Source organism: Flavobacterium sp. WC2409 (assembly GCF_041200085.1).
Classification (GTDB): Bacteria; Bacteroidota; Bacteroidia; order Flavobacteriales; family Flavobacteriaceae; genus Flavobacterium.
In genome coordinates this window covers 2,041,074-2,054,238 of the sequence record NZ_CP165625.1, presented here as the reverse complement: position 1 = coordinate 2,054,238, position 13,165 = coordinate 2,041,074, and the positions used below count along the sequence as shown (strand labels likewise).

The window sequence follows — 13,165 nt, the reverse complement described above, 5'->3', positions numbered from 1 at the left end:
TTAGTTTTGGATTGTGAATTGTAATTATGAATTGAATGTGCAAAGCGGATAATTCAAAATTTATAATTCATCATTTATAATTATATTTTAACCCTTTTATAACTTGATAATTTGCATTGAAGTGAAAAGTCATTTTCAAGTTATAATCCTTTTATAACTTGGTAATTTGCCTTGGCTAAAGCCAATTGAATTTGATGGAGTTTTTCATTTGTTTTGGCTTCAAATAAATTGGTTAGTTCGACTACATATTCGGATGCTGTGATGACTCCGTTTTTTAGTTGAGCATCTGATGATTTGACTACATATTCCCTCAGCTCAATTATCTCCCCATCGGTAGTAATGACTTCCTCTATTTTCTTGATTTCGTTTACCATTTCCTGCAATTGCAAATTGGTGTTGAGTTCAAAAGTTTCTTTTTCGGTCGTGACAATGGCTTCGGAGATAGATAATGCTTGCTGCTCTGTTTTGGTTTTATTCCAATCAAAAACATTCCAATTGGCTTTTACTCCCAAAACATAGAAAGGTTGAAATGAATTGTCAAGCATGTTAAGTCCTGGATTTCCATAACCAGCTTGTCCAAAAGCATTTACTTTGGGTAAATTGTTTTTTAAAAGTATATTTTTCGAAAGGTTGATTTGTTCGTTTTGTAAATCAAATAGTTTTAATTCAGGTCGATTATTTTGGGTGTCGAAAGTGCTAACTAAATTTGGTTTTAGCAAAGTCACTTTTTCATCTATAGTTGAATAAGTGAGTGTCGATAGGCTTTCGAGTGCTTTACTTTTGTCAAAGCGAATTTCAACAAGTTGCTGTTTAATCTTTAGTTTCTCTGCTTCTAACACTTTTTCGGATGCAGGAAGGATAGCACCAAACTTTACTCCTACTTTTATCTCCTTAATTTTCGAGTCTAATTGTTCGTTTTTGGATAGCAATAAGGCAGCACGTTCTTGCAATAATAAGGTAGAGAAATACAATTGATTGATTCTAGTTTTCAATTGGTATAAATTTACTTCAACTTGTTGTTGTTGGGTTTTGGTTTGTGCTTTTTTAATTTTGGTGTTGGCATCGATCAAACCTCCATTATACAATAATTGATTGATGTCTAGGGTCGCTTTGTATTGGTCTTTGTTGGGAGGATTTACAGTAACGTTTGGTAATTTAATGGGTAATTGTGTTACTGCAGATTGATAAGTAGCTTGTGCATTCAAATCCATTTTTGGAAGTTTTCCTGTATTGAGCACTTGAGTATCTAAATTGGATTTTTGTTGCAACAACTCATTTTGTTTGGCTAATGGGTAGTTTTTATTGGACAAAGTGTAACAGTCTTCTAGTGACAACGTTTGTTGTGCAACAGAAAATAGAGGTATTGCAAATAGTAGGACTAGCAAGAGTTTTCTCATTTTTTTATCGAATTTATTATTTGTTCTGCTATACTGGTTTTTCTTTTTTCCATCATTTCATTGAACTCCTGATCAGTGATATGTAATATTCCTTTTACCATCATTTGTGCTGCAAATGGGAAAACCGTCATAGCGAATATGTCTAATACTAGTTGTTGGGGATCAACTGGTTTAATGATTCCATCGGCTATTTCTTTTTTGATTTGGGATATCAGGAGCGTAGGGTTTGGTGTATTTTTATTTTTAAGAAATGTTTTTACAAATTCAGGGTTGTTATTCATTTCCTGAATAATAAATGGAGGCAAAAAAGGGTTGAGTAGTACAAATGAAATATAACTGTGTGTAAACTGCGTGATTTTTTCAAAAACGGTTTCCTCGGAATTAAAAATAGCATTGATTTGTGGAGCCAATTGACTAAATGCATTCATGAATACAGCTTCAAAAAGCAGCTGCTTGTTTTTAAAACAATAATGTAGCATGGCTTTATTAATACCGGCTTCGTCTGCAATTTCTTGCATACGAGAACCAGCAAATCCCTTTTTTTGGAATACGATTCGGGCTGCATTAAATATTTTTTCTTCGGTGGTCATTTCGTTTTAACTTTTTGGTTTAACCACTTGGTTAACAAAGGTAGAAAAAAAAAGTAATCGCAATTACTTTTTTTCATTTTTAATAAACATATTAAATATTAATCCTCCCATCAAACTGCCATATAAAGTGGAATTGAGAGGTTTGGAGGTGATAGCGCAAGTCCCTGATGCGCAACCTATAAAAAAATAATATAAATAACCAGCTATGGCACCAATACCTATTCCTATCACAGTGAGAATGATTGCTTTTTTTGTCATTGATTGCTTTTTTCTAAAATGATTTTAATAATATCATTTTTTTGTAAAACACCTGATTGTCTCCATAATTGTTTTCCGTTTTGGAACAATATCATAGTAGGTACGCCACGTACTTGATATTGTGAGGCTACTTGCTGGTTTTTATCGACATCAATTTTAATAATTGAAATACGATCTCCTAAGTCGTCTTTTACCTCTTTTAGAATAGGACCTAGCATTTTGCAAGGCCCACACCAAGTGGCAAAAAAATCAATTAAAATTGGTTTTTCGGAATTTATAATTTTGTCAAAACTACTATTCATTTTTACTTTTTTTTAAGGGTGAAACTTCACATCCATTTAGACTACAACCTGTATTAAATGCAGCTTGAAATAAGAAAAAGAGAGCAATAAATCCAAATAAAATTTCGTGGTATTGAATTGCTTGCTGTACAAAGAAAAGACCAATTACGAGACGAATCCAGCGCATGGCATGCCAATTTGTATAGAGTAATTGTTTCATTTTTAAATTTTTATAATGCTGTATTTTTCATCATAAGAGACAATTTCTTGCAACTGAGAAACAGGTATTTCATTTTTACTTACGATCAAAACTTCAGCAAAATTAGTGCTCATACTTACGTTTTCGACTCCGTTTAAATCTTTGAATTGTGTTGTTACGGTATTCATGCAGCCACTGCACGTTATTCCTTTGAATTCATAGAGATTTACTTTTACTTTATTGTTTTTCTTGAATTCGATAAACAATTCTGAATTGGCTCTGGGAGCAATCGAATTTGGAGCAACGTCCATTTTTAAAAAGTCAAACGCATTTTTAAAAAGTAATTCGTATTCCTCTTTACTTCCTCCAAAAGGAGGACTTACCTCAAATGTTCTATTGAATAATAATCCAGCTATGATGCCATTATGGGCCAAAAGCTGGTGCATTTTCCAAACGTATTTTTGGCGCATCGTTGGTGGTAAAGCACAAAAAAAGGTTTGTTCTAAAATTAAATCGTACGTTCCTTTATGTTCAAAAAAGTCACCTTGAATGATTTTTATATTTGAATTGTTTTCAAATTTTTGTTTTAACTCCTGTACTAATGTTGGTGCTATATCAATGACAGTAATATTGGTAAAACCGGCTTGCAATAGGTATTCTGCTTCATATGTGTTCCCGCAACCAGGAATTAATATACTACTATTTTTATTTTCTAAAGTGTCAACATACTCCTTAATTGGAGGAGACACTTGTCCTATATCCCAACCCGTAGTTTTGGCTTTGTATTGTGCATCCCAATAGTCTTGATCTAGTGGTCTATCACAAGATACTACACAACAAGAATCGGTACTTTTGGATGTGTTTTTTATTGTATTCAAAATTGATTGGTTTTATTTATTGCTTATTTTCTCTTGTATTAATTCCAAACGGGGTATATAAGGGACAAAAGCTAACAAAGCTGGTAATTAAAAAGATAACGGCAAATGCGCCTAAAACTAATGCTAGTGTACCGCTAATTACATTGGTGAAATATAAAATTGCAATTACAGCCGCTATAATTCCTCTAATTATTTTATCGATTTGACCCATATTTTTTTTCATGATATCCTATATTAATTAGTTAAAAAATGCATTCGTTATCTATAAAATTACAATATAAATATTTGATAATCAATATAATTGAAATAAATTATAAGGTTTTACTTTGACAAACAAAATTTGTTTTTGGTGTATCTGTTTTTGCAATCGCATTAAATCCGCCTTCAATTTCACAGAAATTTCTAAACCCTCTTGCTTGTAAAATGGAAGCTGCAATCATAGAACGGTATCCACCAGCACAATGAAGGAAAAAAGGTTCTTTAGGATCAATATCTTTCACCCAATCATTGATGTTTACTAATGGCTTGCTATAGGATTCGTCAACATGTTCCGCAGCATACTCGCTGTCTTTTCGAATATCAATTACCTTGCTTTCGCCAATTTTTACTTTTTTGGCAAATTCATCTGCTGTGATTCTATTGACAGTATCAATTTCTTTTCCTGCTTTTGCCCAAGCTTCAAAACCACCATCTAAATGACCAATTAAATTATCAAAACCAACACGGCTTAAACGAGTCACTGATTCTTCTTCTTGTCCAATTTCGGTAACTAGAATTATAGGTTGTTTTACATCAGCAATTAGCGCGCCTACCCAAGGTGCAAAATCACCTTCGATGCCAATGTTTATAGATTGCGGAATAAATCCTTTTGCAAAAACGCCATTTTTTCTAGTATCTAGAATTAGGGCACCAGTATCTTCGGCAACAGCCTCAAAATCGATAACTTTGATGGCTCTCATACCATTGTTTAAAACGGTTTCAAAGCTTTCATATCCTTGTTTATTCATGGCTACATTCATCCCAAAATAGGCTGGAGGAGGCAGCAAACCGTCAGTCACTTCTTTGATGAATTCTGCTTCGGTCATATTTGCTCGTAAAGCGTAATTGGTTTCTTTTTGGTTACCAATCGTACCTACCGTTTCCTTACTCATGTTTTTCCCGCAAGCACTACCTGCACCATGTGCTGGATAAACAATAACATCATCAGGTAAAGTCATCACTTTGTCTCTCAAGGAATGATATAATGTTGCAGCCAATTGTTCTTGCGTCATATGAGCCGCTTTTTGGGCTAAATCTGGTCGTCCCACATCACCAATAAATAAGGTGTCACCAGAGAAAATAGCGTGTTCTTTTCCGTTTTCATCTAGCAATAAATAAGTTGTACTTTCCATGGTATGTCCAGGAGTGTGTAATGCTTTTATTTTGACAGCTCCCAATTCGAAAATTTGTCCATCAGTAGCTATAATTGCTTTAAATTCAGGTTTTGCTGTAGGTCCGTAAACAATAGGTGCTCCTGTTTTTTTACTTAAATCAACATGTCCTGAAACAAAATCAGCGTGAAAATGGGTTTCAAAAATATATTTCAATTTTACATTATCTCGTTCTAGGCGATCCAAATAAGGTTGTACCTCACGAAGAGGGTCAATTATAGCGGCTTCTCCATTTGAAGTTATATAATAAGCACCTTGTGCTAAACATCCTGTATATATTTGTTCTATTTGCATGATATATTTTTTTTAATCTATTACAAAGATAATTCTTGTATTTGTATTTAAACGTGACTAATGTTACATAAAGTAATTTAAAATTAGAAATAAATAATTTTACCATAAAACGTAACAAATAGCGGATGAGAAAGTAATATTATGTTGGGCTGCTACGGTTTTAATTGGTTAAATTTGCGAGTATTTTACAACATAAACATCAGTATGGAAGAAATGCTTTTTTACGATCGAATGCAATTTGCATTTACGATTACCTTTCACTATCTCTTTCCCCAATTAACGATGGGACTTTCCTTAATCATTGTTTATTTTAAATGGAAATTTCTACGAACGAATGAGGAACATTACAATAAAGCCACTCATTTTTGGATGAAAATATTTGCTCTTAATTTTGCTATGGGGGTCGTTACAGGGATTCCAATGGAATTTCAATTTGGTACAAACTGGGCTAAATTCTCTGAATTGACAGGGGGGATTATTGGACAAACATTGGCAATGGAGGGAATGTTTTCCTTCTTTTTAGAATCATCATTTTTAGGGATGTTTCTTTTTGGCGAAAAAATATTAGGACACAAATGGCATTTTGTCACTGGATTGCTTATTTGTTTAGGATCATGGGCCAGTGGCTTTTTAATAATTGCTACCCATTCTTGGATGCAAAATCCAGTGGGTTACGAGATCTTGGCTAATGGTAAATTTGTACTTAATAATTTTGGTGCTTTATTTACAAACCCTTGGATTTGGCCTTCTTATTTGCACAATCAAGCGGCTTCCATGGTTACAAGTTCTTTTGTAGTTTCTAGTATTGGCGCTTTTTATATTTTAAGTAAAAGGAGTGAATTTTACGGAAAATTATTTTTGAAAACAGGAATTATTTTTGGGTTGATTTCTAGTATAGTAGTTGCTGTTCCTACAGGGGATTTATTAGCAAAAAATGTAGTGAAATACCAGCCTGTAACTTTTGCTGCAATGGAAGGGATTTTTCATACAGAGAAAAAAGGAGCTGAGATTGTTTTAATTGGGCAGCCTGATGTAAAAGATAAAAAATTAGATAACAAGATTGCAGTACCTAATGTTTTAAGCTTTTTGACTTACGGTAGTTGGAATACAGAGGTAAAAGGATTGGATCAGTTTGATGAAAAAACACATCCTACTAATATTTCTGGACTTTATTATGCCTATCATATTATGGTAGGTTTGGGTACCGTTTTTATAGGTTTAATGGCAGCTGCAGTTTTTCAATTATTTAGAAAAAAACTTTTTGTAACCCACTGGATTTTATGGTCGTTGCTTTTTATGTTGCCCTTCCCTTATATTGCTAACACAACGGGATGGTACACAGCTGAATTAGGAAGACAGCCTTGGTTAGTATATAATTTATTACGCACAACAGCAGGAGCATCGCCTACGGTTTCTTCAGGAAATACGTTGTTTACCCTACTTGGCTTCGTAGGTTTATATTTACTTTTGGGTTTACTATTCTTATTATTAGTGGGGAAAATTATTAAAAACGGTCCAGAAACAAAAAAAATATAAGCTATGGAATTCTTTTGGTATGTGGTTTTAATGGGAATATTGGCGGTGTATATTGTCTTGGACGGTTATGATTTTGGGGCTGGAATTATTCATTTGTTTTTTGCAAAAACAGAAAAAGACAAAAAAGCCATTACCAATGCGATTGGTCCGTTTTGGGATGCAAATGAGGTTTGGTTAATTGCAGCTGGAGGCGTTTTGTTTTTTGCTTTTCCTACGCTTTATGCGTCCTCTTTTAGTGGTTTTTATTTGCCATTGATGATGATTTTATGGTTGCTTATTTTTAGAGCAATTGGTTTAGAATTGCGTGGGCAAATTCATCATCCTATGTGGGAGGTAGTTTGGGATAAAGCCTTTGGTATTGCTAGTTTGTTATTGGCATTATTTTTTGGTGTAGCATTGGGTAATATAGTACGTGGGGTGAATTTAGGAATGGTAGAAAATGGTGTGTCTACGCAGGAAGCTCATTTTTTCTTTTTGCCATTATGGAATCCTACTTTTAGTCCAAAAGCAGATCAACTGGGAATTATAGATTGGTTTACTTTGTTTCTAGGCGTGGTAAGTGTAGTTGCTTTGATGATACATGGAGCCAATTGGATTATTTACAAAACCAATTCCGATTTGAATCCAAAGTTAAAAGAACTGGTATTCAAGCTTAATTTTGTTCTACTAGTTTTGGTGATTGTTTCACTACTTATTTGGCATAATATAGAGCAAAAACCATTTCATAACTTCATATACAATCCAGTACTTTGGGTATTTCCTACTCTTACTTTTATTGGAATTTTTGGTTTGTTTAAGGTAAGATCATTTGAAAAGGAGGGACTTGGATTTCTTTTTTCATCGCTGTTTCTTGTAGGCGGATTTACGTCTACGACTGCTTCCATTTTTCCAAATGTTTTGCCCTCTACAAATAATTTAAATCCATCATTAACCATCTACAATGTGGCTGCAGATGATTACGGATTATCAGTGGGAGTGTATTGGTTTGTTGTAGCCCTGATATTAGTGATTGCTTATTTCGTTATCCAATATAAAGTGTTCAGCGGTAAAATGGATGATATTGGCTATGGAGAGCATTAATAAAATGGAATGTTTTAAATATAAAAACGCCCTTGTAAAATGAATTACAAGGGCATTTTTCTTTATGAATAGAATTAAGCGGTTCCTTTTAGAATTTTATTCCAATAGAGCCAAGGCAATATTTTTGTTTTAAGTTTCCACATCGTCCAGCGTGGTACTGCTTGGTCAAATGGGAAAGTCATTTTAGGTTTATTGTCATAATCAAATTCGGCAAGCATCAATTTTCCATATTGTGTAGGAATTGGGCAAGCACTATATCCATCATATTTGGCAACTAATGTAGTATCGTTTAATAGTGATAATACATTGGCAACAACCACCGGCGCTTGTTTTCGAATAGCAGCACCTGTTTTACTACAAGGCGCATTTGTACAATCACCTAGGGCAAAAACATTGGGAAATCGAGAATGTTGAAGGGTGTATTTATCGACTTCTACAAATCCCAACGGATTTTTCGCATCGGCAAGAGGACTTTTTTTAATAAAATCAGGAGCCGATTGTGGTGGTACAGCATGACAAAAATCAAATTTTAGTGTGATTTTTTTAGTTTCGGCACTTGCATCAAATGGTATAATAGAATAACAAGAAGCGTCCAAAGTAGAGAGATTTTGCTTGATGGTATCATCAGTTGCTTTTGTTTCAAATTCTACCGTTTTAGTTTCTCCATTAACCGCAGTAACATTGGCTCCAAAATGAGTTTGAATTTTATATTTTTTTAGCGTTTTTACTAATGTTTTTGCATACTCAGGTACGCCAAAAATACTTGCGCCACCAGAAATATAATGAACATCACATTTATCTAAAATACCTTTCTTATACCAATAATCGCAGGCTAAATACATGATTTTATGCGGGGCTCCACCACACTTTATTGGAGTTGAAGGATTCGTAAATACCGCAGTTCCTCCTTTGAAATTTTCGATAAATTTCCAAGTTTTAGGAGCAAATTCAAATGAATAATTACTGCTTATGCTGTTCTTGCCCAAAGTTTCTTTTAGGCCTTTTATTTTATTCCAGTCCAATTGAATTCCGGGGCTAACAATTAGAAAATCATAACTTATTTCTTTACCGCTTTTACAAATTACTTTATTTTCAGTTGGTAAAAATTCAGTTACAGCATCTATGATCCAGGTACTGTTTTTTGGAATATAATCTTTTTCTTGACGCACCGTTTTTTCAACATCATATATTCCTGCACCTACAAGTGTCCAAGCAGGTTGATAATAATGTTTTTCAGAAGGTTCTATAATTCCGATATTTGAGTCGCTTTTTTTACGAATTAATTGGGCTGCAACTGAGAGTCCTGCATTACCACCGCCGATTATTAGTATTTGAAAATGTTCTTTCATGATTGAATAGTATTATGGTTAGAACAATATTACAGTGATACATTTTGATACACAGTGACTTATGTTACATAAGTGTTATTTGAATAAAATTTCTTTGGTAATTATATAAATTCCCATTACTAATACAAACCATCCAAAAGCAGGTTTTAATTTAGCCCCATCAATTTTTTTAGATAATTGTGTTCCAATAAAAAGCCCAATAATGGCCATTATGGAAATAATAAAAAGTAATTTATATTCAAGTTCAACTCCTCCTAATAAATCACCACCAAAACCAATTAGAGAATTGATAAATATGATAAAAAGCGAAGTTCCTACGGCCTGTTTCATGGGTAGGTTAGCAAAGAATAATAAAGCTGGAATAATTAAAAAACCTCCTCCAGCACCTAAAAATCCAATAATTAATCCAACAAAGAATCCAATTATTGCTAGCATTTTAAAGTTGATTTCAACTACTTCTTTTAACTTTTTAGCTTTTTTTATCATTGAAATAGATGTTGCAATCATAAGAAAAGCAAACACCACCATGATTAATAAATTCTTTGTAACATCAAAATTATCAATTGAAAATAGGGTGTCAGGAATTAAGGGAAGAATAATTTTCCTAACAATAAGTAATGAAAGAATAGAAGGTATTGCAAATACTAAAGCAGATTTGATTTTTAAATTTCCTAATTTATAATGACTGTAAGAACCAAACATTGATGTAATACCTACAATAAATAAGGAATAACTAGTTGCTTGTTCAGGATGTACCTTAAAAAGATATACTAAAATAGGCACAGCAAGTATAGATCCACCACCACCTATTAATCCTAAAGAAAGGCCAATTATTATTGAAGCTAAATATCCAATTATTTCCATCTATGAATTTTTATTGCAAAGGTGGTTTGTATTTTTATTGTGAACAGTAACATTTATCACATTGAGTGATTTTTTTAGGTTAAAAGTTCAATATGATTACGATGTAATTTTACCAACCCTCTTTGCTCCATTTTTTTGAGCAAACGTGAAATAACTTCTCTTGAAGTATTAAGTTCAGTTCCAATTTCTTGATGTGATAATTTTAAATCTTTACAGCCACATGCATCAGCATGTCTTTTTAAATAAAACTCTAAACGTTCATCCATCGCTCTAAAAGCAATACTGTCAACTACTTCTAATACTTCTTCAAATCTTGTGCGATAGGTAAAAATAACAAACTCATACCAGCTACGGTGTTCCATCATCCATTTCTCCATTAGTGCAAGCGGTATCATAATCAGTTCAACATCTTCAATCGCTTTAGCCATGATCTGGCTGGTTTGACTTTTGGTGGCACATATCATAGATACAGCGCAAGCTTGGCCAGGTTGCAAATAATACATGAAAAATTCCCCGCCATTTTCTCCCTCACGATAAATCTTAATTTGTCCTTTAGTTAGTAAAATAGTATTATTAATATATTGTCCTGTTCGCATGATGACGTCTCCTGCCTTATAGGACTGATGTATGGCATTCTTCTCAATTTCTTGAATTAATTCATTAGAAAAAGAAGGAAAAGTGTTTTTTAAAGAATCGTGCATTTTGTAGTTGTTTTATGAATCGGCTTGAATTGACTATTGTAAAAGTACATTAAAAAATGAACATGAATAGAGAAGGCTTTTAGAGGATTGTTTTTTTTGTTTTTTAAAATTTGCTGTTGCAGTTTTTTCAATTTACCCATAGATTTACTAGGCTTTTTTTTGAAAATAAATAGTAATTTACGTAAATGTCTGATTATTAAATAGTCGCGAAAACGTTTTCTATGAATTATTATTTAATTCACATTTTGTTAGTTTTTAGTTAGCAAAAAACATTGTATTTTTACAAAAAAGAGCAACATGAATTTAACACAACAAGATTGGATTTCTCAACTTGAAGGGGATGAAAATGCAGTGATACTAGACGTAAGAACTGAGGATGAATGTAATGATGGTATAATAGAAAATGCCATAAATATTGACATCCATCAAGGTCAAGCTTTTATTAATGACATTGAAGCATTAGATAAAAGTAAAAACTATTATGTTTATTGTCGTTCTGGAGCAAGAAGTGCAAAAGCCTGCGAGATTATGAATGAATTAGGTATTGAAAATGCCTATAATTTAACAGGAGGAATATTGGCATGGAACGGAGATATCGTTTCGCCATAATTTTAGAGAGGCTTTGGCCTCTTTTTTAATTATTACTAATAAAAACCAAAAAAATGAATTTTATACCAGAAGAATTTCAGATTAAAGAGCTTCTTAATCAAGATAGATATCTAGTAAATGGAGAATTGAAAAATTGGGAAGGTCAAACTTCTCCAGTATTTTCAACTATTTCATCCACTGAAGAATATGCGCCAACTATATTAGGGTCAATTCCATTTATGGGAGAAAAAGAAGGATTGGAAGCTGTTGATGCTGCCGATGCCGCCTACAATAACGGTCAAGGATTATGGCCTACAATGAAAGTTTCAGATCGAATTAAATGTATGACTCGTTTTGTAACTCAAATGGAAACTACCCGTGAAGCGGTTGTGAAATATTTGATGTGGGAAATAGGAAAAACGCTAGGTGACTCTCAAAAAGAGTTTGATAGAACTGTAGAGTACATTTATGATACTATAGAAGACTATAAACAATTAGATAGGAATAGTGCTCGTTTTACTAAAAGTCAAGGAGTAAATGCCATGGTACGCCGTGGACCACTTGGAGTAGTTTTGTGTCTTGGGCCTTATAATTATCCTTTAAACGAAACTTTTTCATTGCTTATCCCTGCTTTAATTATGGGAAATACAGTAGTATTTAAACCTGCAAAACATGGAGTTCTATTAATTTCTCCTTTGTTGGAAGCATTTAGAAATAGCTTTCCAGCTGGTGTAATTAATATTGTTTATGGTAGAGGTCGTGAAGTGGCTTCTCCAATTATGAAATCGGGGAAAGTGGCTGTGTTGGCTTTGATAGGGAATAGTAAATCGGCCATTGCTTTACAGGATCAACATCCTAATAAGAACAGACTACGTTTAATCTTAGGCTTGGAAGCCAAAAATCCAGCGATCATTTTACCAGATGCCGATTTAGATTTGGCAATCCAAGAATGCATTGCGGGATCATTGTCATTTAATGGACAACGTTGTACAGCTTTGAAAATTTTATATGTTCATGAAGCTATCGCCGATGAATTTAATAAACGTTTTTCTGCTAAAGTGGATGCAATTCCATTTGGTAACCCATGGGAAAAAGGGGTTTCATTAACTCCATTGCCAGAACAAGAAAAGCCAGCATATATTCAGGAATTAATTGATGATGCAACTAGTAAAGGAGCAAAAGTGATTAACGCAAAAGGGGGAGAACATGCTCCAAATTATATTTTTCCTGCAGTTCTGTTTCCAATAAATAAGGACATGCGTGTGTATCACGAAGAACAATTTGGCCCAGTAGTGCCTATTTTAACCTTCAAAGACATTCAAGAACCATTAAACGATATGGCAGAGTCTAATTATGGACAACAAGTAAGTTTGTTTGGGAAAGACATTAAAACACTAGCTCCACTAATCGATACTTTAGTCAATTTAGTGTGTCGTGTCAATTTAAACAGTTCTTGTCAAAGAGGACCGGATATTTACCCTTTTACAGGACGAAAAGACTCGGCTGTAGGAACATTGAGTATTCATGATGCTTTACGTTCTTTCTCGATTAGAACCTTTGTTGCTTCAAAAGACAATGAGTATAACAACGAAATATTACAAGCGTTATTAAATAGTGATCAATCTAATTTTATCACTACCGATTATATTTTATAAATCATTCATTGCCCATTATAGCCGCCTAATTTTTATGATTAGGCGGTTTTTTTATGGTATAAATT

The 13,165-nt window shown here is 33.4% G+C and carries 15 protein-coding genes; 4 read left to right on the top strand and 11 right to left on the bottom strand.

From position 1 onward, the window contains the following. Nucleotides 1–140: 140 nt before the first annotated feature. The 8 genes from AB3G34_RS08825 to AB3G34_RS08790 form a co-directional block, all read right to left on the bottom strand. Nucleotides 141–1,397, bottom strand: coding sequence for a TolC family protein (locus AB3G34_RS08825; protein WP_367770892.1), 1,257 nt, complete (start codon nt 1,395–1,397; stop codon nt 141–143). Next, nucleotides 1,394–1,987 carry a TetR/AcrR family transcriptional regulator gene (locus tag AB3G34_RS08820; protein ID WP_367754050.1) on the bottom strand — a complete coding sequence of 198 codons (594 nt, stop codon included), beginning with the start codon at nt 1,985–1,987 and terminating at the stop codon, nt 1,394–1,396. Before AB3G34_RS08820 ends, AB3G34_RS08825 begins: the two co-directional genes overlap by 4 nt. A 63-nt stretch (nt 1,988–2,050) precedes the next feature. Beyond that, nucleotides 2,051–2,245 carry a DUF6132 family protein gene (locus AB3G34_RS08815; protein ID WP_367770890.1) on the bottom strand — a complete coding sequence of 65 codons (195 nt, stop codon included), beginning with the start codon at nt 2,243–2,245 and terminating at the stop codon, nt 2,051–2,053. After that, nucleotides 2,242–2,547 (bottom strand): thioredoxin, encoded by a 306-nt coding sequence (gene trxA / locus AB3G34_RS08810; RefSeq protein ID WP_367754046.1) that lies wholly within the window; start codon nt 2,545–2,547, stop codon nt 2,242–2,244. Before trxA ends, AB3G34_RS08815 begins: the two co-directional genes overlap by 4 nt. Beyond that, nucleotides 2,540–2,746 carry a hypothetical protein gene (locus tag AB3G34_RS08805; protein WP_367754044.1) on the bottom strand — a complete coding sequence of 69 codons (207 nt, stop codon included), beginning with the start codon at nt 2,744–2,746 and terminating at the stop codon, nt 2,540–2,542. Before AB3G34_RS08805 ends, trxA begins: the two co-directional genes overlap by 8 nt. Nucleotides 2,747–2,748: 2 nt before the next feature. Beyond that, nucleotides 2,749–3,603, bottom strand: a complete 855-nt coding sequence (locus AB3G34_RS08800; RefSeq protein WP_369752175.1) for a methyltransferase domain-containing protein — start codon at nt 3,601–3,603, stop codon at nt 2,749–2,751. A 16-nt stretch (nt 3,604–3,619) separates the two neighbouring features. Beyond that, a complete protein-coding gene (locus tag AB3G34_RS08795; protein WP_367754041.1) occupies nt 3,620–3,826 on the bottom strand; it encodes a DUF2892 domain-containing protein in 207 nt (68 codons plus the stop codon). Nucleotides 3,827–3,914: 88 nt separating this feature from the next. Next, nucleotides 3,915–5,327 carry a rhodanese-like domain-containing protein gene (locus AB3G34_RS08790; RefSeq protein WP_369752174.1) on the bottom strand — a complete coding sequence of 471 codons (1,413 nt, stop codon included), beginning with the start codon at nt 5,325–5,327 and terminating at the stop codon, nt 3,915–3,917. Nucleotides 5,328–5,531: 204 nt separating this feature from the next. Between AB3G34_RS08790 and AB3G34_RS08785 the strand changes: the two genes are divergently transcribed. Both AB3G34_RS08785 and cydB read left to right on the top strand, forming a co-directional pair. Then, the gene (locus AB3G34_RS08785) at nt 5,532–6,863 is read left to right on the top strand and encodes a cytochrome ubiquinol oxidase subunit I (protein ID WP_367770884.1); all 1,332 of its coding nucleotides are present in this window, start codon (nt 5,532–5,534) and stop codon (nt 6,861–6,863) included. A 3-nt stretch (nt 6,864–6,866) separates the two neighbouring features. Continuing rightward, complete coding sequence (gene cydB, locus AB3G34_RS08780) at nt 6,867–7,943, top strand: cytochrome d ubiquinol oxidase subunit II (RefSeq protein ID WP_369752173.1); 1,077 nt, start codon at nt 6,867–6,869, stop codon at nt 7,941–7,943. 74 nt (nt 7,944–8,017) lie between these two features. On the opposite strand, the gene AB3G34_RS08775 is transcribed toward cydB, so the two are convergent. The 3 genes from AB3G34_RS08775 to AB3G34_RS08765 all read right to left on the bottom strand — a co-directional run bounded on the left by AB3G34_RS08775 (nt 8,018) and on the right by AB3G34_RS08765 (nt 10,857). After that, nucleotides 8,018–9,292: an FAD/NAD(P)-binding oxidoreductase gene (locus AB3G34_RS08775; RefSeq protein WP_367770878.1), complete on the bottom strand. Its 1,275-nt coding sequence runs from the start codon at nt 9,290–9,292 to the stop codon at nt 8,018–8,020. A gap of 75 nt (nt 9,293–9,367) precedes the next feature. Next, nucleotides 9,368–10,156, bottom strand: a complete 789-nt coding sequence (locus AB3G34_RS08770) for a sulfite exporter TauE/SafE family protein (protein WP_367770875.1) — start codon at nt 10,154–10,156, stop codon at nt 9,368–9,370. 74 nt (nt 10,157–10,230) lie between these two features. Continuing rightward, entirely contained in the window at nt 10,231–10,857 is a 627-nt protein-coding gene (locus AB3G34_RS08765; protein WP_367754030.1) for a Crp/Fnr family transcriptional regulator, read from the bottom strand. Between the two features lie 297 nt (nt 10,858–11,154). Between AB3G34_RS08765 and AB3G34_RS08760 the strand changes: the two genes are divergently transcribed. Continuing rightward, entirely contained in the window at nt 11,155–11,466 is a 312-nt protein-coding gene (locus AB3G34_RS08760; protein WP_367754028.1) for a rhodanese-like domain-containing protein, read from the top strand. A gap of 53 nt (nt 11,467–11,519) precedes the next feature. Next, a complete protein-coding gene (locus tag AB3G34_RS08755) occupies nt 11,520–13,100 on the top strand; it encodes an NADP-dependent glyceraldehyde-3-phosphate dehydrogenase (RefSeq protein WP_369752172.1) in 1,581 nt (526 codons plus the stop codon). Nucleotides 13,101–13,165: the final 65 nt, after the last annotated feature.